This is a genomic window from Neobacillus sp. NRS-1170, from assembly GCF_050468025.1.
Map to the genome: position 1 here is coordinate 85,316 of NZ_JBITPF010000019.1, position 24,438 is coordinate 109,753.

At 39.2% G+C, this 24,438-nt stretch carries 23 protein-coding genes; 5 read left to right on the forward strand and 18 right to left on the reverse strand.

Annotated features, from left to right (window positions below):
- Positions 1–45 precede the first annotated feature (45 nt).
- Positions 46–2,433: a M14 family zinc carboxypeptidase gene (locus ACIFOT_RS07975; protein WP_430063768.1), complete on the reverse strand. Its 2,388-nt coding sequence runs from the start codon at positions 2,431–2,433 to the stop codon at positions 46–48.
- Positions 2,434–2,742: 309 nt separating this feature from the next.
- Between ACIFOT_RS07975 and ACIFOT_RS07980 the strand changes: the two genes are divergently transcribed.
- Together ACIFOT_RS07980 and ACIFOT_RS07985 are read left to right on the forward strand one after the other, a co-directional pair.
- Positions 2,743–3,246, forward strand: coding sequence for a DinB family protein (locus tag ACIFOT_RS07980; protein ID WP_430063769.1), 504 nt, complete (start codon positions 2,743–2,745; stop codon positions 3,244–3,246).
- A 101-nt stretch (positions 3,247–3,347) separates the two neighbouring features.
- Positions 3,348–3,884: a ribonuclease H-like YkuK family protein gene (locus ACIFOT_RS07985; RefSeq protein ID WP_430063771.1), complete on the forward strand. Its 537-nt coding sequence runs from the start codon at positions 3,348–3,350 to the stop codon at positions 3,882–3,884.
- A gap of 54 nt (positions 3,885–3,938) precedes the next feature.
- Here ACIFOT_RS07985 and ACIFOT_RS07990 read toward each other — a convergent pair whose 3' ends face one another.
- Complete coding sequence (locus ACIFOT_RS07990; RefSeq protein ID WP_430063773.1) at positions 3,939–5,399, reverse strand: PAS domain-containing sensor histidine kinase; 1,461 nt, start codon at positions 5,397–5,399, stop codon at positions 3,939–3,941.
- A 248-nt stretch (positions 5,400–5,647) separates the two neighbouring features.
- Here ACIFOT_RS07990 and ACIFOT_RS07995 point away from each other — a divergent pair, with 248 nt between their 5' ends.
- The gene (locus ACIFOT_RS07995) at positions 5,648–6,904 is read left to right on the forward strand and encodes an ATP-binding protein (RefSeq protein ID WP_430063775.1); all 1,257 of its coding nucleotides are present in this window, start codon (positions 5,648–5,650) and stop codon (positions 6,902–6,904) included.
- Positions 6,905–6,927: 23 nt separating this feature from the next.
- Here ACIFOT_RS07995 and ACIFOT_RS08000 read toward each other — a convergent pair whose 3' ends face one another.
- The 4 genes from ACIFOT_RS08000 to ACIFOT_RS08015 are packed head-to-tail and all read right to left on the reverse strand — an operon-like array spanning position 6,928 to position 11,285.
- The gene (locus ACIFOT_RS08000; protein ID WP_430063776.1) at positions 6,928–7,926 is read right to left on the reverse strand and encodes a DUF418 domain-containing protein; all 999 of its coding nucleotides are present in this window, start codon (positions 7,924–7,926) and stop codon (positions 6,928–6,930) included.
- A gap of 11 nt (positions 7,927–7,937) precedes the next feature.
- Positions 7,938–8,492 carry a histidine phosphatase family protein gene (locus ACIFOT_RS08005; RefSeq protein ID WP_430063778.1) on the reverse strand — a complete coding sequence of 185 codons (555 nt, stop codon included), beginning with the start codon at positions 8,490–8,492 and terminating at the stop codon, positions 7,938–7,940.
- 13 nt (positions 8,493–8,505) lie between these two features.
- Positions 8,506–9,174, reverse strand: a complete 669-nt coding sequence (locus ACIFOT_RS08010) for a response regulator transcription factor (RefSeq protein ID WP_430063780.1) — start codon at positions 9,172–9,174, stop codon at positions 8,506–8,508.
- Entirely contained in the window at positions 9,171–11,285 is a 2,115-nt protein-coding gene (locus ACIFOT_RS08015) for a histidine kinase (protein ID WP_430063782.1), read from the reverse strand. Before ACIFOT_RS08015 ends, ACIFOT_RS08010 begins: the two co-directional genes overlap by 4 nt.
- Before the next feature lie 190 nt (positions 11,286–11,475).
- On the opposite strand from ACIFOT_RS08015, the gene ACIFOT_RS08020 reads away from it, so the two are divergent.
- Positions 11,476–12,051 carry a hypothetical protein gene (locus tag ACIFOT_RS08020; protein WP_430063784.1) on the forward strand — a complete coding sequence of 192 codons (576 nt, stop codon included), beginning with the start codon at positions 11,476–11,478 and terminating at the stop codon, positions 12,049–12,051.
- A gap of 35 nt (positions 12,052–12,086) precedes the next feature.
- On the opposite strand, the gene ACIFOT_RS08025 is transcribed toward ACIFOT_RS08020, so the two are convergent.
- The 7 genes from ACIFOT_RS08025 to ACIFOT_RS08055 all read right to left on the reverse strand — a co-directional run bounded on the left by ACIFOT_RS08025 (position 12,087) and on the right by ACIFOT_RS08055 (position 18,708).
- Complete coding sequence (locus ACIFOT_RS08025) at positions 12,087–12,692, reverse strand: methyltransferase (protein ID WP_430063786.1); 606 nt, start codon at positions 12,690–12,692, stop codon at positions 12,087–12,089.
- A 53-nt stretch (positions 12,693–12,745) separates the two neighbouring features.
- Entirely contained in the window at positions 12,746–13,948 is a 1,203-nt protein-coding gene (locus ACIFOT_RS08030) for an MFS transporter (protein ID WP_430063830.1), read from the reverse strand.
- Between the two features lie 141 nt (positions 13,949–14,089).
- Positions 14,090–15,532 carry an HD-GYP domain-containing protein gene (locus ACIFOT_RS08035; RefSeq protein WP_430063788.1) on the reverse strand — a complete coding sequence of 481 codons (1,443 nt, stop codon included), beginning with the start codon at positions 15,530–15,532 and terminating at the stop codon, positions 14,090–14,092.
- A 109-nt stretch (positions 15,533–15,641) separates the two neighbouring features.
- Positions 15,642–16,370 carry an amino acid ABC transporter ATP-binding protein gene (locus tag ACIFOT_RS08040; protein ID WP_430063790.1) on the reverse strand — a complete coding sequence of 243 codons (729 nt, stop codon included), beginning with the start codon at positions 16,368–16,370 and terminating at the stop codon, positions 15,642–15,644.
- Complete coding sequence (locus tag ACIFOT_RS08045; RefSeq protein ID WP_289986307.1) at positions 16,367–17,011, reverse strand: amino acid ABC transporter permease; 645 nt, start codon at positions 17,009–17,011, stop codon at positions 16,367–16,369. Before ACIFOT_RS08045 ends, ACIFOT_RS08040 begins: the two co-directional genes overlap by 4 nt.
- A 63-nt stretch (positions 17,012–17,074) precedes the next feature.
- Positions 17,075–17,851 (reverse strand): transporter substrate-binding domain-containing protein, encoded by a 777-nt coding sequence (locus ACIFOT_RS08050; RefSeq protein WP_430063791.1) that lies wholly within the window; start codon positions 17,849–17,851, stop codon positions 17,075–17,077.
- A gap of 275 nt (positions 17,852–18,126) precedes the next feature.
- Positions 18,127–18,708, reverse strand: coding sequence for a vWA domain-containing protein (locus tag ACIFOT_RS08055; protein WP_430063792.1), 582 nt, complete (start codon positions 18,706–18,708; stop codon positions 18,127–18,129).
- Positions 18,709–18,802: 94 nt separating this feature from the next.
- On the opposite strand from ACIFOT_RS08055, the gene ACIFOT_RS08060 reads away from it, so the two are divergent.
- Positions 18,803–19,303 (forward strand): hypothetical protein, encoded by a 501-nt coding sequence (locus ACIFOT_RS08060; protein ID WP_430063794.1) that lies wholly within the window; start codon positions 18,803–18,805, stop codon positions 19,301–19,303.
- 21 nt (positions 19,304–19,324) lie between these two features.
- On the opposite strand, the gene ACIFOT_RS08065 is transcribed toward ACIFOT_RS08060, so the two are convergent.
- The 5 genes from ACIFOT_RS08065 to ACIFOT_RS08085 all read right to left on the reverse strand — a co-directional run bounded on the left by ACIFOT_RS08065 (position 19,325) and on the right by ACIFOT_RS08085 (position 24,321).
- Positions 19,325–20,365, reverse strand: a complete 1,041-nt coding sequence (locus tag ACIFOT_RS08065; RefSeq protein WP_430063796.1) for a DUF1835 domain-containing protein — start codon at positions 20,363–20,365, stop codon at positions 19,325–19,327.
- A 37-nt stretch (positions 20,366–20,402) separates the two neighbouring features.
- Positions 20,403–21,110, reverse strand: a complete 708-nt coding sequence (locus ACIFOT_RS08070; protein WP_430063798.1) for a M48 family metallopeptidase — start codon at positions 21,108–21,110, stop codon at positions 20,403–20,405.
- 13 nt (positions 21,111–21,123) lie between these two features.
- Positions 21,124–21,621 carry a DUF1456 family protein gene (locus tag ACIFOT_RS08075; RefSeq protein ID WP_430063800.1) on the reverse strand — a complete coding sequence of 166 codons (498 nt, stop codon included), beginning with the start codon at positions 21,619–21,621 and terminating at the stop codon, positions 21,124–21,126.
- 113 nt (positions 21,622–21,734) lie between these two features.
- Positions 21,735–22,130, reverse strand: coding sequence for a VOC family protein (locus ACIFOT_RS08080; RefSeq protein ID WP_430063802.1), 396 nt, complete (start codon positions 22,128–22,130; stop codon positions 21,735–21,737).
- A gap of 118 nt (positions 22,131–22,248) precedes the next feature.
- Positions 22,249–24,321, reverse strand: a complete 2,073-nt coding sequence (locus ACIFOT_RS08085; RefSeq protein ID WP_430063804.1) for a sigma-70 family RNA polymerase sigma factor — start codon at positions 24,319–24,321, stop codon at positions 22,249–22,251.
- Positions 24,322–24,438 lie beyond the last annotated feature (117 nt).

The window sequence follows — 24,438 nt, forward strand, 5'->3', positions numbered from 1 at the left end:
AGCCCAGTTCTCTGCTGAACCGGGCTTTTCTTAATCGATAATGTTTTATTTTTCAAAAATCGCATTTGATAACAGGCGGAATAGGTAATCGGTATGATCACGGAAGCCTGCTTCTAAACCGATCAAGGTAACGTCTTTATTTTTCTCTTTTACCATTATTGCCTGTCCCTTTGCAGTACTATTGTTTTTCCAGTGTCCTGCCAAAAAGAAATCGTCTGAGTCTGCAAGAGTTGCTGCAACTTCATCATTATCTGTTCCTGTATACCAGACTGGACGATATACGAAACCAAGGTCATTCTGCCCGTAACCAGCAGTTAAACCAGAACCTTCATAGCTCACCTTTACAATTCCGTTAGAGTTAGACCCGCCAGGATTTATCGTGTCATCCGTAAGGCCAAGTGTGAACGTTGCTTTTGAAGCACCTGCACCAACCGCAATGTACTTACCGCCAGCATTCATAAAATTATTTAGATTAGCTTTAAAAGAATCTAGCTGACTGGCATTTTGGAAACCAAATTCTTTGTTCGCTGCTGATAGGTTCGTAGAAATTAAACTCTCTGTACCGCTATATACAAAAACATCGAAGCCATTTAAGCCATTTTCTGCAACCTCAACCGGTGTGACTTCAGTCACCTGGAAGCCAAGTCGTTTCAATGCAAGCTTTGTTCCGCTGTGGGATTGTTGTTTCCCCATCCCTCCGTCTTTCAAAATGGCTACTTTTAAATTATTAAGTGTGGCTGCATCCGCAGGAATAGTAGCTGTTGATCCCACCTGCAAGCCTGATGCTTTAACCGCGGCAGAGATTTGATTTGCTGCGGCTTCTGTGTAGAAATTACCCTGTTGGTCACGTTTTACAGCAACACCTTGTTGAAGCAATGTATTTACTAGATTAACAGCTTTTACGGAGCTATTCGGAATTAGATATGGGCCTTTACCGGTAACAGCACCTTGTTCTGTGACCTGATTTACTTTGGTGGTTGTCACATCCACTGAATTTTGTGTTGGCAGCGCTTCAAAGCCCCAAAGTTCTGGCAGGCTCCATGCCGAGATATCATACATAGCTGGTGTATCATCTGTAATATCTTCCCCATCCCAAAGCATTGTATTGGCCAACCCTGCTTTCGCCTGATCCATTTTTACAATATACGTTCCTTTAGGATACGTTTTTCCATCTGCTTCAAACGCTTTTGCAGCTTGGACGACTTCGATATCGTTGTTTAATAAGTGGTTAACAGCTTTATCTGTTACTGTAGGGTCCTTTTCATCAACAGGCAGAATATAAGCTTTCGGGAAGAATCCATCTGGATGGAAAGGATGGTCAAAATTGATGCCGCGTTTAAACATTTCGATTTGATCGGTTATCATTGCCTGTTTATTTGCGGTTGCAAACTTAAGAGCACCCATAATGGCATTATACTGCCAGCGGACACCGTCCCAGTCATTTGTTGGCGCTTCTAGCGTATGACCATAGGCACCATGGTACATTGCATACATTGGTGTAAAGATTGGCGGATAATCATCCCAGCCAGCCGCATCATCACGTTGAGGAACGTAAACACCTTTCATGCTCTTGTAGAGATCCCCTGTAAAATCTGCTTTATCTGCCATGATATTGGCTTCCATTGCCTCAGCCTGCTTATAAGCCCACTTGTTATATAGGTCGTACTCATAGTTTGGATTATGCGGCGGTGTACAAGGCTCAATTAATCCCTGGCGGTTTGGTGCGTAATTCTTTACATATCCATGTGTATCTAGGAATACCATCGGATTCCACTCTTTAATAAGACCTACGGTTTCCCTCGTTTCCGGCTGTGACTGTGTGATAAAGTCACGGTTCAAATCGATCCCTTCTCCGTTAAAACGAGTTGCATTAACACGTCCATCAGGGTTTTGCACAACATTAAAAATGAGAATATTATTTTCCAAAATTCCCTTTGTTTCTTGGTCATTTTGTGTTGCAAAACGTTCTATCAATTGTAGAAGTGCATCGCTTCCTACAAATTCAGTCCCATGAATGGAGCCATTAATCATAATAGGAACTTTAAAGTCTGGATTTGCAGCAATCCAATCCTGGGCCTTCCCTGGATTTTTAAACATCTGCTTCCTAAGTGCTTGGATTTTGCCAAACTTACCTTGTGTAGTTGGATCAGCAATCGTGACAACATATAGTGGGTGCCCATCCGCTGACTTTCCACGGACTTCAACTTTAATTCTATTAGATTGTTTTGCAATTTCATTTAATTTTGTACCAATTTGTGAGAACTTCACAAAATCATAGTTCTCACTATTAAACTTGCTGCCATCCTGTTCTTCGTATGTATTGACGTTTGTCCATTTTGGGCCTTCAGCAAAACCTGTTGACCAAGGAACCATTGAAATTAAACTAACAGCCAAAATACTAGCAGCAGCTTTTTTCTTAGTGCTTTTCTTCATGATTAACCCCCATATATGTATTTTTATAATAAAATATGTATTTTTATTTACGAAAATAGTATATTAATAATTCCAAAATATAGCATCCTACTAATTCCCTGTACAAATAAGGAAATTTTTTAGGTACAAGGATATATATAAATATACAATCATCACGGCCATTGATAAGAAATTCTTTGTACACTGTATACGCACAAATGTCCAAAAATGGTGCCTGACACCATATTAAAAGGAATATTTTCTAAGCAGGCGAATATAACACATTAGGGAATCTATATGGACATTTAATCATTTGAAGGGAGATTGTTTATGAATCAAATCATTTGTGGAAACCTGGCGGAAACGAGGATGCAGTTATTAGATGAAATTACTACATTAAGTTTTGAAGAATTGAATACTGTTTTACGAAGTGATACCTGGAGCGTGGCTCAAGTTTGCCATCACCTTTATTTAGCAGAAAAATCATTTGTACATGGGATTAATTATGCTCTAAAACAAAAGGACAGCCCAAAGGTCAAACCAAGATCAATCGATCGTATTTCCGATCGGACAAGGAAAGTCGACGCACCAAGTTTCATCATACCTAGTGAAGAATCCTTTGAAATTCACCACATCCTCAATATGCTTAAGGAATCGAGAACGATGCTGCTAAACGTTTTAAATAAGATTGAGAACGATTCCATTTTGCGTGATAAATCAGCAAAACATCCTCTCTTCGGCGAACTCCCCCTTATTCAATGGATTGAGCTTATCTATTTACACGAACAACGGCACATCGAACAAATCAACGAAATAAAATCTCAAATTCTTTGATTTATGGTGTCAGGCTGCACGACTATAAAATCCTTCCCATATGATAGGAATAAGAACCGAAACAAAACTTTCAATTGGAAGGGAAAGATGTGGTGCTTTAAATGAAAAAATCCCAAGCTTATCATCATTCGTTTCAAAATCTTCAGGAGAATGGGATGTCGTTTGAACAGGTCTTTGAACGGATTGTCGAGTTCATGAAGATAAACCCAAATGGGAACTACCGTTTAATGGTCGGCACAGATTCACAAGTTCATAGATCCACGACCATATTTATTACTGGTATCGTGATTCAAAATGAGGGACATGGCGTGTGGGCGTGCATTAGAAAGGTGATTGTACCAAGGAAAATGACGCATTTACATGAAAGGATTTCCCTCGAACTTTCGTTAACAGAAGAGATTGTGTCTATGTTTACGGAAGATAAAAAAAATGAATTGATTAGCATTGTCCTCCCCTATCTTTATCAAGGGGCTACATTTACAATAGAAGGTCATATCGATATCGGTGCCGGCAAACGTAACAAGACCAGTGAATTTGTAAAAGAAATGGTTACGCGAATCGAATCCATGGGAGTTGAACCAAAAATCAAACCGGACGCCTTCGTTGCCTCCAGCTATGCAAATAGGTACACTAAATAGGTGTCAGGCACCGCAAATGGACATTTGTCCACGGGTGGTGCCTGACACCCTTTATTATATACACTCTAATTCTACTTTGACTATAGTGCCAACACCGGACTGGCTTTCGATTTTCATTATGCCGTTATGTTCCTGTATAATTTTGTTGCTGACGGTAAGTCCTAGCCCGATTCCCTTATCCTTTGTGGTATAAAAAGGAGTTCCTAGAAAACCCATGAGCTCTGTATCGATCCCAACACCTTCATCCCTAAAACTAACAAGTACCCTTTTGTCCTCTATTTTTTGGATATTAATATGTACATTTCCTCCGTTTGGCATCGACTCAATGGCATTCTTAAGGAAATTGACAAACACTTGCTTTAATTGGTGCGGACTGCAAAGTAACTCAATATCATCTAATGGATACGCTTTTTTGATTTGAACATTATGCAGTAAAGCCTGCGGGTGCAGAACATTAATCGTACTATCTAAAATCCCTATTAAATTTTCCTTTTCAAATTGAATGGCCTGCGGTTTTGCTAAGGACATAAACTCATTTACAATCATATCAATTCGGTCTAGTTCGTTCATAATAATAGATAAGTAGTTCTCTTGCTTACTCTTCTCACTCGTACTTTTCAATAGTTTTGAAAAGCCTTTTAATGAGGTTAAAGGATTGCGAATTTCGTGTGCCACACCTGCAGCGAGCTGGCCAATGATCGATAGTCGGTCTAAATTACGAAGAGCATCGTCATTTTTTACCCTGTCTGTTATGTTTCTTCCAACTGCCACAAATGAATCAATTTCTTTTTGCTCGTTATATATCGGTGAAATATTCGTTTCAGAAAAGATTACATCGTTATCACCGGTTTTAATCCTTATTTCAAACAGCTGTGGTTCCCCAGTATCGATTAAGTTTTGAACCACGGTTTCAAAATATTCTTTATCCTCAGGAAAGATAATATCATCGACATTCCGCCCAACTAATTGCTCAGGAGTAAACCCAATCCCTTTCTCATGAGATGGGGATGCATAAAGAATCTTTTTATCTTTCGTATAAACCTTGATCATATCTGAGGTGTTTTCAGTAATTAGTTTATATAGCTCCCGCGTTCTTTTCAATTCCCTTTCAGTATTCAGGTGCTCTGTTACATCACGGTAAATGGCCATTATCGCGATTATATCACCATTTGAATTTCGAAAAGGTGAATAGGATACAGCGATATCAAGGACACTTCCATCTTTATGGAACCGCTGTGTTACGATATTATGAAAAGCTTTTCCGAGTTTGACAGCTTCTATTATTTTGACCACTATATCAGGATTCGGGAATTCCGTAAATCTCTTCCCGATGATATCTTCCTCCGTATAACCAAATATTTTGGTATACATTCGGTTTACACGAATAAAACGATTGTCCATATCGACTAAACAAATTCCGTCGACTGTACAATCAAGAAAAAGATCGATTAACTCATCTGGATTATAGATGACAGATTCATTTGCTTCGCCAAATATCTGAAAACTCTTCGACATAGAGATCTCCCCAAACAATCAATTATTCTCACTCATCATATCCATTTTACAGAATTATACGATAAAGAAAAGAGAAATTTTTTGAATATTATATGCGGTGTCAGGCACCACAAAAAGACATTTCAACCAATTTTGTCCACCGTAGGCGGACATTGTCATTTCTGTTTTCTATTAGGGAAATTTTTTATTTTTGTTTCGGGGAAGGATAAGATTGGAAATGTGTCTATTAATAACACGGAGGATATTTCTTGATTACTTTAATCAAACCACTGTTAGTGAACATTACGATTTTATTTTCTTTTACTTTTAATGCAAACCTATTTTTTCCTTTCCAAACGAAGATTCCTCTTTCTTTTAAGCAACAATTCATTTTGGGTTTAATCGGTTCATTTGGTGCCCTTTTTTGTATGTTTTATCCTATCGAAACTTTAGGGGACACCCATTTTGATTTAAGAATGTGTGCAATTATCATTCTAACTCTATATGGGGGATGGGTTCCAGGTAGTATAGTTCTATTATGCGTCTGCATTTTACGGTATATTATCGGAGGAAAATTCCTTATCATTGGAATCATTGTTTCTATTGCCTCATTCGTAAGTGCCATTTTACTTAGAAGTATTTTTCTTAAAGCCCAGTCGAAAGTTACCGCAGGGTCCCTAGTCATATTTTGTTATTTTATTGTGTATATCACGATTCTTTACTTTAACGTCCATTTATTAGACCTGGCATTTTATCTTGTTTACTTTATTGCCTTTTATTTAACCACCGTTGCCTTAATTTATGTGATTGAACACTTGATAAAAATAAACAAGCAGTTCGAGGAGATGGTTTATCTCGACAAATTAACAATGATTGGACAATTGACGGCATCCATTGCACATGAAATTAGAAATCCGCTTTCAACAGTCAGAGGATTTATCCAATATTTAAGCACAGATACCAAGGATGAACAATTAAAAAAATTCTCCCCCTTAATTATGGAAGAGTTAGACCGAACCAACAGCATTATTACAAACTATTTAAAACTGGCAAAGCCAGAACCCTTTCAGCTTTCCGTCATTTCACTAAATGATGTCATAAGTGACTGTGTCCAATTAATGAGACCACTTGCTTCCTATTCAAATGTCATCCTTGACTATGAAAATAAAGAAAAATATTTTGTGCAAGGAGATGAACACCATTTAAAGCAGTCACTCATGAATGTGATAAAAAATGGGATAGAGTCTATATCTAAAAAAGGCACCGTTCATATCACTTTAAATGGAGATCCTCTCAAAAACATGGTTGAGATTAGAATTAAAGACAACGGCAAGGGAATGACTCCTGAACAGTTAAAGATGATCGGCCTCCCCTTTTATAGAACAAAGTCAAAAGGGACTGGCTTAGGCAGTATGGTTACCAACAAAATCATCCGTGAACTGAACGGGTCAATAGAATATGAAAGTGAAATCGATAAAGGGACGGTTGTGAAAATTGTTTTTCCATTCCTGCATGAAAAAAAATGAGGCAGTTTCTATTAAAAAAGAAACTAGCCTCTTTCTTTTATCCGTATTGGGGGTACTTGAAGGTATGTCATCATCCGCCAAACCCACTCGAACGGGCCGAATCGGAAAAAACGCAGCCACAAGGTGGTAAAGATAAACTGGATAATATAAATAGCCACGCACAGAAAAAAAGACTGAATATATGTGATTCGGTTAGATAAATCAAAAATCTCCCCTGCCAGCAAAATAAAGGCTGTTTGCGAAACATAGTTCGTCAGCGCCGTCCTGCCATAGCTTTTTAAAGGAGAGAGAACCTTTCGCACAATTGGAATTTGCAATAACAAAATGAATACCCCAATATAAAAAGCTGAGACAACTGGACCGATTGTGATTCCAATATTGATGAACCTTTGTGTCTCAAGGTTATTCGCAGCCGTCATTACCGGTAAATGCTGATACTGATAGATTAATCCTAAACCACTTAAGACAAACAAAATGCTAGTAAAAATAACGGCCATTTTCAAACGATGAGAAATCCTTTCAAACACCTGAAACTGTCCTGCAGCGATTCCTAATAACATAAGTGGAACAACCATGAAAATTTTGTTCGAAAAAATACTTAATACAATCAGCATGGTGGTTCCGAACACAAGGTTAACGATCTTATTTGCTTTATAGAAAGGCAAAATAAACAAGCTGCAAATAGCATAAATGGATAAAGCTTCCCCCTGTTGAAACTGTACATGGATTAGGCCAAAAATAAACAAAGCGAGGATCCTTCGCAGAAACAAAGCATAACCATTTTTTCCTTTCGCATTTGCCCTGCTGATAAAAAGATAAAACCCGACACCAAACAAAAAGGTAAAGATGGTGTAAAAACGGCCCTCCACAAAAAAATAGAGAACCCTCCAATACGAGGCATCCAGTGAACCAGGTTCCGGCGGCGTTACTGAAAGCAAAGGAATAATATTTACGAGGATAATTCCCATAAGGGCAAAGCCTCGTAAATAATCCAGCATATCAATCCGATTACTTATATCCATCGCATTCCTTCCTAAACGGTATCTGACACCCATAATCGTTCGACTGTCACTTCATTATTGTCCAAAAACTGCAAAAGAAACACGTCCGGGTTACTTAAATTTTGCCAGTCCTCAAAACCAAAGTCTGGCTGGAAATTCTTTAAGAGTAATGACATTAAATTCCCATGGGTCACGATGAGGGTATTTTTCGCCTCACTTTTCATAATGTCCTCGACCACACTTACCACACGGTTCATTGCTTCCCTGCTTGACTCCCCGCCATCAAATTTTAACTCCAGGTCATCAAAGGTTTCCTTTAGCCTTTCAAGCCAGTCAGGCAGATTTAGGGCACTCAATATCCTCTCAGATAACCGTTCATCGAGCTCAAGTTTCATTTCTTTCTGAGTTGCTAAAGGCTGTATCGATTGAATAGCCCGGACAAAAGGACTCGAGATGATTCGTTCAATATCCTTATTTGAAAGAAATCTCGCTAATGTCTCGGCCTGTTGCACCCCTTTTGCCGTTAACAGCGCCTCCAGCTGCTGTCCCTCTGCCTCACAATGCCTAATTACATAAATGCTTTTCATTCCCAATTCCCCCCTAAAACTCATCATCCTCATCTTGAGATTCCACTGAATTCATCGATGCATTGTAGATCCTCTTTGCTTCGTACCGATCAGCCACCTGCAGCTTGTTGAGAATATTGGAAATATGATTGGCCACCGTTTTCGTGCTTAAATGCAGCCGTGCACCAATTTGGGTGTTCGTATATCCCTGTGCAATCTGCTCCAGCACTTCGGTCTCCCTGCCGGTTAACTCACTAAGCGCAGGATTCAGAACTTCTTTTTTCTCCGGCATCGAAAAATAGTTCATCATCCGTTCTGCAATATCTGAACTAAATACGGCACCTCCATTTCCCACCATCCGAATCGCCTGCATGAGCTCCATTTCGCTAGCATCCTTTAAACAATAGCCCCTTGCTCCTATTTTCATTGCCGTGAATACCGACTTATCATTCTTTAGCATCGTGACAATTAATATTTTCATCTTCGGCAGTTTTTCTTTAATGACCCGCGTCGCCTCGATCCCGTTTAAACCGGGCATGCGAATATCCATGACTACTACATCAGACTTAAGCTTCAAAGCCATTTCGACTGCTTCATCACCAGTCGCCGCTTCTCCAATCACTTCCAAATCTTCAGTTGTTTGAATGAGATTTCGAACTCCGCTGCGAAATAACGGGTGATCATCTGCCAATAAAATTCTCATGTTAGTTCCTCCCCTTGTAAAAATGGAAGCAGAGCTTTAACCCGCGTCCCGCCTGTATTTATTTTTCCAATAAAACAATAACCCCCAAGCTCTGAAGTCCTCTCCCTAATCGATTTCAAACCGAGCCCGCCACTGCAAGACGGTTTAATATGGTTGGGCAGACCAATCCCATCATCGATTACCTCAATCTCCAAATCTCTTTCTGAAATCACGCTAATCAACACTGAGCATTGGGCTGCCTTGGCATGCTTGACCACATTGACCAGAGCTTCAGTAATGATTCGGTAAGCCGCAACCTCAACAGCGGCCGGCAACAAAGGCATTTGGACAGGAGCACTGAAACTCACCATCAATGGAACTGACGATTTTTTCATTTCATCGATTCTAGCTTGAATGGAGCCAATTAAACCAAATTCATCTAAAGTCGGGGGCCGTAAATCATGAACCATCGTGCGGATTTCACTTACAGTCGTCCTGATAACATTTCTTAGATCCCCCAGAAGCTCAAGCGTCTTATCCGGATTCTTTTTCACATACTGCTCAGCCGCTGCCACATTAAAGGATAATGAAAGTAGTTTTGGGGCAAGGTCGTCATGCAGATTCCTCCTTATTTGCAGACGCTCTTCTTCACGCGCGAAAACCAGTCTCTCTCTAGATGCTTGCAAATCAGTGGCGAGGACCTGCATCCCCCATGTCATTTTTACCGTTTGAACAATCGGTCCGGCCTGGCGGAGCATGACGTCCATCAGCCTCAAATCCTCTGCCGTGAAGACTTCTTCAGCCGATCGGCTTGATACATTCAGAATCCCCAACTCCTCACCTCCATGAACGATGGGAAAATAGTGTACATCAAACACAGCAGCTCCCGATGAGGCAGCCATTTTTTCTTCCCCATTCACCTTTATCGAAATACCAACAAAGGGAAGCCTTAGGGCATCTTTGACTATTTCCGACACAACCTGAAGAACCTCCTCAGGTGCTAATGGCTTGCTGAGATGGTCGCCCAATTCCTTCAGCACCGCATAAGGATCATCATGCCTCCCCTTCATCAGCCGATTCACAATCCGCTGCAGCCTTTCTTTTAAAGGTGAAAAAAGAACAGCAACTACTGCGGTAGAAATAAGGGAAATGATAAAACTTCCTTCTGTTTTAAATAAACTGCTTAAATACATGACTAATCCGGAATATAGAAGAATAATAGAAAGGGACAAAGCACCGTATAAAATAGTACGGTTCACAAGCGGGTCAATATCCCACAAACGGTGCCTTAAGATGGCCAGCACCAATGTCAACGGAATAATCGCCACAACCGCATACAACGAAGCGCTTAAATAAATATAGGAAACAGGATTTTCTGCATAAATGGGGTAAACAAAAAAACCGCTGAGAATAATCGATCCGATGAAAGAAATGGCAACCCCATAAACAACCCATTTTGTTTGCTGCTGTTCCACTGAGCCGGAAACCTTTCGATAACGAAAAATCTGCGAGAAAATAGTGACTGCAATCATAAGCAAATAGTAGATTAGTCTTGCCATATTTGACCAGTTCAACAGATCAAACTTTGTCCCTGGCATCATTAAGCTTAAAATTTGGATGACGCAGAATGGAACAAACACAAACAGTGTCCAGCGCGGGACAAGCCTGCCATTTGGAAAAAGCAGCAAAAAGAGAAATAAGGATATCCTTCCGATCCCCGCAATTACCTCTGGAGCCCATTCCAATACGCCTCCCTCAGATCCCATATAGATAAGTGACGTGAACGTGGTTCCATATGCCACAAGGGCAATAACGGCAAGAAACCCCATCCCACCGCGCTTATTTTTTAAAAAAATAATCGAAGCGGCAAAGTAAAAAAGAAAGGCGAATGTACTTTCTATGATGACAAACCATAAGGAGTAAGTTTCCGGTGTTAAGTGATAGGCTGCTAATTTCTCTAACGTTGTCGGCGGAGCGGGTGCCAACGAACTGCATGTGTCCAACACACACTCTAAACGAAGTATTTCGAAATATTGAGGGATGTTATTTAAGAAAAAAACAATCGTAAAAACGCTAAACAGGAAAACGAATGATTGCAAGAGCAGTAATTTAAGATCCTTCCTTTTTCGCAACAGTCCTCTACCTTCCATTTTCAACATATAGGAAAATTATAGCAACGACTGGCCTTTACTGTATAGCGTCGTTTCCCGATTTTCCCTATAAAAGTTCCCAATCTATTTAGGTATGGGCTGCCCTCGTAAATAGGAATAGCCGCTTGTTATGATTGACATGTAAATAAGGAACCTAAGGGAGCTGGGAAAAATGACGTTAGAAAAAGTAGTTAAGTGGCTAGGCTTAATTTGTATTTTAGCAGGAATTGCAAGAATGGGGATGACACCGTCAGGATTAATTTTTGGCGGGGACAGCAAGCAGGAAATAACCTTCGCCTTGATCGCCAGTATTTTAATGGGGGTTAGTTCGATTAATCTCTTTCTAGCACAATCGAAGCAAACAGGGGTTTTGGGTTTTATTGCGGCCATCTTTCTTTCAGTCGGCAATATCATATTAGCAAGCGGCTTTTATGGCTTCTTCGCCTATGGACATTTACCGAAACCGGGGACGTTCGTTAATATCGCGGAATCGCTCACCTATCCTGGACTATTACTAGGCACACTCATCCTAATGATTGTTACCTTCCGCGCCAAGGTCTTTCCGCGCTGGTATATCATGATTTTTGCTTTAATGCTGCTGTCGTTAGGAATTCCGTTCCTCGGCGACTGGTTTGCCTTCTTTTGGGGACTGACTTACGTTGCGATGGGCTATACCATTTTAACAGGAAAGTACAAAAACATAACAGCACAGACAGACAAAACAACATCTAATGTAAGCGTTAATTAAAGCGAAAAGCCCCCAAAAGCATGGGGGCTTTTTACTTAATATTCCAATCGATAGATTAAAAATCTCTCATTGGGATTATGTTCATAAACATGAGGCAATTTAATTTCCTGCATCATTTCAAAAGCCGTCTGGTTTTCTAAAAAATAAATATAATCCTCAGAAGGATAATATAAAACTATTTCTACATCACGCACTGCTTCTTCCACAGACCGCAAAATATTGTTGATAATATTCCGGAAAACTTGAATCGAAAACGGATTAAAAAAATAAAACCGATTTTCTGATGAATTAATCTGGTATTCCTCAGCTAGGCAGCAAACAAAGTGAATATGATCCATTCCGTTATGTTTCCTTGCATAACTTTTTCGATTTTCAATCGCATCTTGAAAAAGTGATTTGTCCAACTCAACCCCGAGGACATGGGCATGAAATAAATAATGAATGTAAAAATTCAATCGCCCTTTTCCACAGCCAAAGTCCACAATATAATCGCTGCTTTTTAATTTGTAATGATCAAAAAGCACCTCTAATGCACTATACGGAGTTGGTTCATAACGATGATAATGCAAGGATTTGTGGACATCCTTTGGATATCCCTTCGTTTTAATATTAAACAATTTGTCATAATAATGTTCTTTCATAGTTGACTCCTGTGTATGCATGATTAGGCTGATTGCAGTGGAAATGTATGTTACTAATTTTTTACTCGTAAGGCTTTCGCTGAAACCGAAGAAAGCTTAACGGATAATGGGAAGGCGCAAAGAAGCAAGATAATGATAAAACCAATAACTCCCCCCCAGCCATATTGAGCCCAGAAAAATCCACCGGCCGACCCTGCAATACTTGAACCACTGTAGTAAAAAAATAAATAAAGCGAGGAAGCCTGTGCTTTTCCCGTTTTCGCTCTTATTCCGACCCAGCTTGAGGCAATGGAGTGAGCGCCGAAAAAGCCAAAGGTAAAAACGGCAATCCCGATTACTTTTAATACTAACGGTTCACCTAGGGTTAATACCGCACCTGATAGCATAATCAAAAGTCCAAACCAAAGGACTTTGCGGCGTCCGAGCGAATCGGATAATCGTCCCATCCAAGTTGAACTGAAGGTACCTGTTAAATAAACGATAAAAATCCATCCAATAATGGTCTGGCTTAACTGATAAGGCGGCTCCAGCAATTGAAAGCCAATATAATTAAATAAGGTAACAAAGCTACCCATTAAGATAAACGCAATTCCAAATAAGCATAATAAAGCAGGATCCCTCAAATGACGGAACAAAGAAACAAATAAACCCTTTAAATTCAAAGGTTTTGGTTTAAAATTTCGAGATTCCGGCAAATTCAGCCAAAACCAGATACTTAGCAATAGGCTGATGACACCGATGCTGCCCATGGCAATCCGCCACGAAAAAAAGTCCGTCACTGAGCCTGTAATAATTCTCCCAGCCATTCCTCCGATGGAATTGCCGCTAATATATAGGCCCATTGCTGTACCCAAACTATTTGGTTCGACCTCTTCTCCAAGATAGGCCATCGCAATGGCGGGAAGGCCGGCAAGAACAACACCTTGGAGTACACGGAATGCCAGTAATGACCCAAAATCAGGGCTAAAAGCCGTAAAAATAACGATGAGAGAGGATAAAATTAATGAAGCCCCCATGATAATCTTTCTTCCCCATGCCTCAGAAAAGGAACTGGTAATCAGCATGAATACGGCGAGGGTAAATGTAGTGACTGATAATGTTAGACTTCCCGTGGCAGCCCGCACTCCAAACTCTTTTGAAAAAATCGGCATAAGCGGCTGTACGTCATAAAGAATGGAAAATGTAATAAATCCCCCGGCAAAAAGGGCAAGATTTGCTTTCCGAAATGCCGTTGTCCCCTGTTGCAGCTTATTCACAAAAACCCTTCTCTCAATAATATGTTTCATTTTCACCTTACTCCTATAGTGAACATATTTCAATGAATTAGCAATACTGCCCCTTCCCAAAGAAAAAACGGCATGATTCCTCTTGTTTCAGAGTCATGCCGTTTTTATTTATTATGATGAAATCTGGCGGATAGCCAATTCATCCCTGATTACCTGTGCTGGATATTGATAAACAGATGGACTTCGCAAACAAAGCTTTTCCCAAGCATCTACACAAATCGGATCAAAATGGGTGCCCTTGTTTTCGATTAAAAATTCCATCGCCATCGAATGGGGCCAAGCTTTACGGTAAGAACGTTCTGATGTGAGGGCATCATAGACATCAGCAACTGCCATAATTCTAGCAAATAAGGGTATGTCGTCGCCTTGTAATTGATCCGGATAACCGCTGCCATCCCATTTTTCATGATGTGAACGGATAACTCCCAGCTCTTCCATCATAAAGCCAAGCTCCCTGCAAATCTCGTAGCCATCTAAAGGATGCTTTTCGATAATAGCCCTTTCATCAGACTGCAGCTTCCCAGGTTTGTTTAAAATCGCATCGGGGACACTAATTTTTCCGACATCATGAACCAGCCCCCCCTGAACAACCGCGCGCAGCTGCTCCGGTTTTAACCCGAGTTCTTCTGCAAGCTGCAACGCATACAAGGTAACCCTAAAGGTATGGCCTACTGTATAGATATCCTTTTTTTCTGTAGCATTCACTAAGGCTTTGACACTTTGTCCAATACTGTTCATCACTCGTTCGAAAGGGTCGGTTGTATAGAGCGAGCGAATCGATTCCGCCAAAGACCCTTTTACACCATACTGTTTGATGAGTCCGGTGATCATAACAATCATCGAGGCGAGTAATAAGAAATGATATATCCACCAGCTTAGGTTCCATTCCTCCCCTCTTACCATAATAAGCTGAGAGACTATGAACCAACTGGAACTATATACAATCGATAATTGTAACGGAAATCGTGTAAATAGATAGGATTGATAATAGCGATAAGCTGTCATGCCATTTAATAACAGAATGACAATCGTCAAAATCACATTTAATGGCATTACATGTAATGGAATATCATGGGTAAGATGAGGATTCAGGATCCCGATGATTGAAAAAATGACTAAAACTGGCGTCCATAATGGAAGCAGCCATCGCTGCCTTTTTGCTAAAAAATTTACAAGAGGGTTGTCCGAAGGGAGTGAAGACAACCAAATCCAAACCGTTGCCAATAACATGCTTAATTGGGCTGCAATGGCAGGCAAATGGTAGTTATCGAGAAAGATATCCGGAGTTGCCAGACCATGAATCGAAAACATAATCCCAAGAGAGAAGAAAGACAGTGACAGAAAACTAACTTTTATATTGCGGATTCTCACAGCGGCAATCCCTACAGCAATCGCGATGATACTTGCTAGAAGAGATACGAGACTGACGATATAAAAATGCCCCCTTGGCATCCGGAAGAATTCATCCTTTAATATTCCCTGATGAAGAGCTTCAAATAATAAATAGGGAAATGACGCAGCAATCAACGGCCACAGAAAACTGTAAGACTTCATAACCATCCTCCAAAACGAATAGATATTCAATCATATGCTGCAGCACTCTAATTAAAACTAAAACCCAGTCTAATGACTGGGTTTTTTTAAAAACATTAATTATTCAACTTTAAAGTACCTTACTTAAGAACGCTTTGGTACGCTCATGCTGAGGGTTACTGAATATTTCATTTGGTTCATTTTCTTCTACAATATATCCCCCATCCATGAAAATGACTCGATCGCCAACTTCTCTAGCAAATCCCATCTCATGGGTAACAACCACCATGGTCATGCCTTCTTTTGCGAGCTGTTTCATGACCTCCAAAACATCTCCAACCATTTCTGGGTCTAGTGCTGAGGTTGGCTCGTCAAATAGCATGATTTTCGGATTCATAGCCAATGCTCTTGCTATAGCAACACGCTGTTTTTGTCCCCCGGAAAGTTCCCCCGGATAGCTATTGGCCTTTTCACGCAGGCCAACTTTACTCAGCAGCTCAAGTGCCATTTTTTCCGCTTCTGCTTTCTCCACTCCAAGGATTTTAATTGGACCCATCGTGATATTTTCTAACACTGATTTATGCGGGAAGAGATTGAACTGCTGGAAAACCATCCCAACCTCTTGCCTTACTTTATTAATATTGATTTTCGAATCCGTGATATCATGGCCGTTAATAACCACCTCGCCGCCTGAAATCTCTTCAAGGCGATTTAAACAGCGGAGGAAGGTACTTTTTCCCGATCCGGAAGGACCGATCACACAAACTACCTCTTTTTCTTGGACTGCGGCATTAATATCTTTTAAAACCTCTACTTTTCCAAACGATTTTCTTAAGTTTTTAACAGTGATAATACTCATCGAAGCTGAATCCTCCTTTCGATGAAATTAGCTAGAATGGTTAATAAATAGATAATGATAAAATAAATCACACCGACAGCCAGCCAAATTTTGAAAGCTTCAAAGGTTGCCGATGCCTGAATTTGTCCTTGCTGAGTTAAATCGGCTATCCCAATAACAGATAAAAGAGACGTATCCTTTAAGCTAATAATAGACTGGTTCGTAATGGTAGGAAGCATTCTTCTAAAAGCCTGCGGAAGCACGACATAGCGCATGGTTTGGGAGGCTGTAAAACCAATCGATCTTGCGGCTTCCGTTTGCCCCTTATCAATTGACTGAATACCAGCGCGAATGATCTCAGCAAAATATGCCCCTGCATTGATGGCAACCGTGATAATCCCAGCTGTTGTACTATTTAATGACACTATATGAAGGGAATTGACACCGAAATAAATAAAGAATAATTGAACAATAAATGGTGTTCCGCGTATCGCGTCAACATATATCTTTGCAATCCAGTTCAAAATCTTTATTGGTGCTAATCGTAATAAGGCCACTACCAACCCAATTAAAAAACCTAGAATAATAGCTATTACAAATATATAGAGGGTTACTTGTAGCCCTTTTAATAAAATAGGCAATGCTGCAGAAATTATATCCATCCTAATCATCCCCTTTCAAAAAGAAAGCGCGCAGGTTCGCGCGCCTTAGGTTTGGCTTATCTATTATTCACCAAGATAAGTTTTAATGATTTTATCGTAAGTTCCATCCTTCTTCAGCTCAGCAAGACCTTTATCAATTTTTTTCAATAGGTCCTGGTTTTGTCCTTTTAGTACGGCAATTCCATATTGGTCTCCATTTAAGCGGTCACCAACGATTTTTAAGCCAAGGTCTTTTTGGGCAATAGCATAAGAGATTACTGGATAATCTTCAATAAGTGCATCAGCATTTCCGTTTGATACTTCTTGAAACATTGCCGGGCTGTCGTTAAATTGAACAACATTGATTCCTAGCTTAGTTGCATTATCCTGTGCATATTTCGCACCAGTAGTTCCTTTTTTAACAGCAACAGTTTTACCTTTTAGGTCATCAACAGATTTAATAGTTGAATTATCATTTTTTACAACCACTGTTAATCCTGCATCAAAATACGGTGTTGAGAAATCGACTACTTTCTTTCTTTCGTCCGTGATACTCATACCAGCAATAGCAACATCTAATTGATTTGCTTGCATAGCTGGAATAATTCCGCCAAAGTCCATTGGAGAAAGTTCAATTTTGAAGCCTTGGTTTTTCGCAATCGCATTGATTAAATCAATATCAATTCCTTTATAATCATTTCCTTCTTTAAATTCAAATGGAGGATAAGTCGTATCGACACCAACTTTATATACTTTGCCGCTGCCTTTTTCTTCTTTCTCACCTGCTGTATCACTGCTTCCACAAGCAGCAATAAAGATTGCTAGAATCAGAAACAAGCTTAATAAACCCAATTTCTTCATTTAAGTCACCCCTATATTTTTTGATAATTCTTTTTAGCAGAATATATTGAAATTCCCTTACTAATATAGCATAGTTATTAATCATTTAAAAAGTATAAATTATTGGAATATAAATTCTTTTTAGTGAATAAATATAACAAGGGCGTGCTGCACCCTTGTCGCTGCTATATTTTAAGAGGTTTTACAAATATTAATTTGAATACATAATAAATTTTGAATAATATTGTTAAATTAAAAGCCCTACTACTTTTTATGTAATAGGGCTTTTTTCTATTTCATTGTCTCATTTCAGATACTGCTCTACATGCCACATCGTACATTACTTCGACACCTTTTTCCGAAGCCTCAAAGCTATAAGCATTTTCCATGTCAATTCCAAGGCTGTCCGCCTCTTTCTCCGCATCCATGTTTGCACCGAGGAAGATGAATTCCCAGTTATATTTCTCCTGTTGGTGTTGGATTAGCTCTTTCACCTTTTTATAGGTGAATTCACGGCTGGCATTTTCCATCCCGTCAGTTGTGATGACAAAAATGACTTTTCCAGGTCTTTTATCCTCGCTTTTGTTGGATAATCGATAACCAACATCTAAAATGGTTTTCCCAACTGCATCCAGCAGTGCGGTGCAGCCCCTAACATAATATTCCCTATCCGTTAATCTGGCTTTATGGGCATCGATGCCATTCCATAAAATTTCATACCGATCATCGAAAAGTACGGTTGTCACGATGGTTTCGCCTGCCATTTGCCCCTGTTTTTTAATAAAAGCATTAAACCCGCCAATCGTATCACTTTCAAGACCACTCATCGACCCGCTTCGATCCAGCAGGAAAATAATTTCTGTTAAATTCTTGTTCATTCCTATCATCCTTTCCATTCGTTTATACTATAATAATATTTGAGTTCATCCATTATTTGGTCGCTTCAGAGGCGACATTTTTGGAGGGGAAGTTATGCTGGATAAGCATCTTTTAATAGAATTGCAGGAATATGTAGAGACACACTTGAACAGAGTGGTTTTTAAAACGGAAAGTCATATTGAAGGAATTATTTTTTCTGAGGATATACAAAATAGCGAGATTGAGGATTTTATTAAAATCAAGCGTAAGCCAACCTTTAATCAGGCATTGTTCGCCCTTATTGATAAAAAAGGGGCTAGTGACTCTGAAGTCTACAAAAAAGCAGGAATTGACCGCAGGCATTTCTCCAAAATTCGCTCGAACCCTGAATATCGGCCTAGAAAAAATACCACGATTGCTTTGGCGCTGGCTCTTGAACTAAATAAAAAAGAAACCGATAAACTGTTAAGTTCAGCCGGTTTCTCTTTGTCTGACAGTGAAACATTTGATTTAGTCATTCAATTTTGTCTCGAGAAAAAAATATTTGATATCCATTCCGTCAATCACGCCTTGGACTACTTCAGTTTGAAACCGTTGGTTGGCGTGGTAGAGTGAAGGGATCGCCCCTTTGCTTTTTTAAGTTAATCTAATACTATACGTTCGCATTGCCTCCAAGCTGCCTTCATACTCAAAAATTCCATATTCGATTAATTTTCTAAGTCTATATTCCAAAAAGTCATCTCCGACATATTGTTCAATGCGTCCATACACTTCGCCGATTAATCGAAGCGCATGAAAAAATACTTTTTTCTTTCGTTTGCCCGATAACTTTTTGGCCATTTCTATGATAAATTCATCATAGTAATTTTCTGAAACACTTACTATTTCACCATTTTCCCACAATCTTAATGTTCCACTCACTTCAGATAGATTTAACCACTCAGTTTCAAAATGACTCCGTTCATCCACTGTCAAATACCTAGAGCTTTCTTGTACAGATTCGTATATAGCTTTCAAATCTTCTAAAATGATTCCACTAGAGTAAAATGGAGCATATTTTTTCGCTTTCTTCTTAAATAGGTCCCCATACACTTTTGCTGTATTAATAATCGAAATGCTATTTGTTCTTGCCCTTAACAAGTACAGGACAAAAAGAAGTCCCGTTTGCTCATGGGCATTTTCGGATACCCATATTTGAATCGGGACTTCATTAGGAATTGCGTTGATTTGTATTATGGCTCTTTGGAAGATCTCATAATATTCCTCAAACTCTTCTTCATGATTATGAAAGCTGTTTTTAGTCCATTCAAATCTTGTTTTATTGCCATTTTCTTCATGCAATTTCTTAATCGGCCCAACTGCAAAATTATCTTGAAACGTAATAACAGGCTCTTCTTTATCAAATCCCATTTCTTTCAAAATCGATTTTAGATAGCCATATCCAAAGAGTATGTGGACTTTTTTAATATTTTCTTCTTTTAGAATTTCTAAAGGATCTACAGGTTTTTCAGGATTTAAAATATATTCATAAATTCTCTTCATGTCATCAGAAAACTTTGTTAATGAATATGCTTTATCCTCCAAAAAGCTAATATTTATGAGAATATGATACAAGTATGATCTTACGTCCCTTTCAGGCATATCCTTTACTACCTTTTTCAGTTCGTCAAAATCCATTTTGAAAACCTCTTATCATCTTAACTTGCTTTAAAATCTAAACTGTCATTTTCCAATTTGATAATGTCAGCCAGTTTTCTTGTTCCTCATAATTAGGCATGATTTTCCCAACAAGTCGCCAGAAGGAGCGGTCGTGATTCAGATGGACCATGTGACACATTTCGTGTACGACCACATAGTCGATTACCTTCTGCGGTGCCATTGCCAGCCTCCAATTAAAGGTTAACTTTTGCCTTGAATCACAGGTCCCCCAAGTAGTTTTGCTATCCGTGATACGTATAGAACGCGGCTTTGTTTTGAAATTTCTTTGATATCGGTTGATACTCTTCTCTACCAAGGCTTTGGACTGCTGATAATAGAAGCGCTTCATTGCGTGTTTTATTTTCTCATCTTCAAGCTGTTTCACATATATATGTAACTTATCACCTTCAAACACCACATAGTCCTGCTCGATATTTTTCTCCTGAAAAATCTGGATCGGATAGGTGTTCCCTAAATAAAGAAAACTCTCACCAGGCTCATAGACCTTTTTCTGCGGTCCTTGCAGCCTATCTTTCATTTCTTTTAATTTTTGCTGAATGAGATCCCAATTATCCTCTAATAACTGAAGCACCCTTTCATCAGGGGTCCCTTTTGGAGCCTGGACTTCCACATTTCCATAACTATCTATCATAATCCCTATAGAGGTTCGGTTTTTGTACTTTATCTCAAAACGTATCGTCTTACCAGAGTAGGTATGTATCATAACTTTAATGCACTTATTCCCTGTATTTAATCGCTAGACCTTTTAAGAAATTCCTAGCAAATTTATCTCCGCACTCCTTATAATTCTTATGTCCTTCTTTCCTTAATAAAGCGCCGAGTTCTCCTTTTGACACTGTGATTCCTGCATTTTCGAATATATCCAGCATATCCTCAGTAGTTAACGATAAAGCTATTTTTACTTTCTTTAACAGGAGATTATTAACGTTTACGCTCTTTGGTGACACCTGTACAGGTGTTTCAGGCTGTCCTGGTTTGGGTTCTTGTTTTCCTCTTTTAAAAATAATAAAGCCATTTAAAAAGGAATCGAACATACTGTTATTACATTTGATTTGATCGTCGTTTTCCAGTTCATCTTCATCTGATTTTGTAAGAATCTTTATCACTTCTGGAACGGATACTTCCGCACCGCCAAGCTTAAATATTTCAGCCATTTCTTTATTTTTTATTTCCAGCGCATATCTCAAGCGAATTAAAATATCATTATTATCCACAATAGACCTCCGATTTTAAAATAATGCCTGTCACCAAAGGCAACAGGCACTATTATATCAAGCTATCTTGGTGTAATCCAGCAGCTAAAAGAATGGATGCTTATGAAAAAATTCTATTTCGCATTCGCATCTGGCTGATGAATCCCAAATATATTTCCTTCAGTATCAATATAGTATCCCTGCCATGCCATTCCAGGCAAGGCGTACTTAGGCATCGCTACCTTGCCGCCATTCTCCAGAATTTTGGACTCCGTTACATCGTAGTTTTCCACACCCATTGTACAAGCATAACCATTTAGTGCTTGACCTGGTTCTGGCGGAGCACTTTGACGCTGCATTAATGCACCATTGATTCCAGGCTGATTTTCATCGCCAGTCACGGCTCCAAAGTAAGGCATACCCGCATAATCACTCCAATCTTGGAATGTCCAGCCGAACACCTCACCGTAAAACTTCTTAGCCCGTTCCATGTCACTCACATGGACTTCGAAATGTACTAATCTCCCCATAATTGCCTCCCATTTTTAATAATAAATTCTCTTAAATCATTCAATGCTCGCTTTCAATTTCCTCTCTATTATCGTGAAAAACTTGTAAAAATATTCAATCATATTTTAACTTAATATGTTATTCCAACGAAATCTTCACAACATCATCCAAATATTTTGTTGTATTATATCCATAAATCTCCAGCCTTTTAGGAATCACTTTTTCTCCAGTATTGATCCCCCGTAACTCCATGCTTTGAACGGTTAAGAAATAGCGGGGCTGCTCGATTTTCTCGTATGGGACAATCGCACCGTTACCATATTCCACCCCGTTTTTATCAACGAGTACTCCTTCAGAATTCATTTCCATTGAACCAAGATTATTTTCATCTTCACTCAAAATATTGAAGTTAAGCGCCTCATACGCTCGATTCTCAATTTCATAATTGCTTATGACAACAATGGTAGGCTCTCCAACTTCCAGCTTGTCGATGGAGATTTTACTTCCCGCATACTGAAAAGTTTGAGGATACTTCTGAGTAATATCCAATTCGATGTTTTTATTATCATCAACCGTTAAATTTACAGATTCAAATTGAACGATAACCTCTTTAGGTTTTTCTTCAATAAAAGGGTCAAAGTGTGTTTTAAGAGTAGTCCAATTCATGTCTTGATGTGAATCCATAAAAGTGCTGCCATACATATCAGCTTTCACTTTTTTATTGTTCACTTCTAGACTGTCAAAATTAAGAACGTCTATACGCTTACCTGGCCGTTCATTATTAATAGCATATTGCAGAATCGTCGCTGTTGGAGCAATGATTAGTTTATCAAATCGAACCGGGATCCCCTCGACTTCTGTTTCTTGATCCAATGCATATTCGATCGAAGGCTTTTTTGTTACAGGGATCTCGAAGTTCCATACCCCTGTATTATATTCAATGTTCTCGTTTGCCCTCAAACCATTCTTGTCAGAGGAATCACGATTCAATTTCTGAAGCTTTGTGATCTTAAATTTGATGGTCCCGTTATCCGATTTGAGTGGCAGCAGACCAACCTTTCCACGATACACATTCTTTTCTTTATTATTTTCATTTGATTTAAGGTCAGGTGGATAGTACCTTGGATATGTTTCACTATTCATGATTTCATGTTCGTTCTCCACAGAAAAACCCTCTTGAGGCTCTATCACATATTGATTGTCTTCAGCTGTATCTTCTATTTCATAAAAAACAAGCGTCTGAACATCATCAGCAACCGCGCCTTTGATTTTAATTTTCACTCCATCGCTTTCCGCTTCCAGGTTTAGCCTTTCACCCAGGTCCTGCTGCAGAAAGGCACGCAACTCTTGATCTTCTTCAGTCCATGTATAGTAGACGTTGGAAAATAACCCCGTAAAAACTTCTATACCTATTAATATTGCGATAACATATGCAAGAACAATGCTCATTTTTTTACGTTTCTTGTTCTTCTGTTGTCTGTGCTTTTCTTTTTCTGCCAGCCTAGCTTTGACGTTCTCCATGAAATCAGTTGGCACATGGAAATCCTCCAACCGTTCATAAAGATTCGACATGGTTAACATGACATCCTGAAAGGCAGCCAAATCCTCCTGACAGTCTTGACAATGAAAAATATGTATCTCTAAACCAATTTTTTTTGATCGATCTAGAGTTCTTTCTAAGTAATCAATGTAATCCTTATGATACTCCTTACAGCCATTATAGGGTGTTCCATCTCCCATTTCTTTTCTAAGTGACTGGATTCCGGAAAACAAAAGCTCTTTCATCTTTTCCACTGAAACTTGGAGAAGTTGTGCCGCTTCCTCCTGAGAGATTCCTTTTACATATGTGAGGACCACTGCTTCTTTCTCGTACCCTTTCAATTGATCAAGCGCTTTAAATAAATCCTTATGTTGTTCACTTTCCTCTGAAGCTTTTAAACTACTATTATCAGAAAGCTCCCTGCAGGCATGAATGAAAATGGATGTAACCCATGTTTCGAATGATGTTTCCCCTTTAAATCGCGGCAGCTCCTTGTGGACTTTTATAATGGACCGGTAAAAAAGCTCTTCCATTTCCTGTTGATTATTAAGATAGGACCAACCCAGAGTATAGAACGAATGTTTATGTTGATCGAACCAATCGACGATGGTTCCCACACCTTTTTCTCTTATCGGAGTGATTGAAATGGGATCTATTTTTGCTGGAATCATAAATGTGTCCCCCCTTTAAAATTCTCTTTAAACGAAAGAGCATGACTCATTTTTTCCTATATTTACCTTCATAATAGCATAAAAAACTCATTTGCAATTATTGCAAATGAGTTTTCT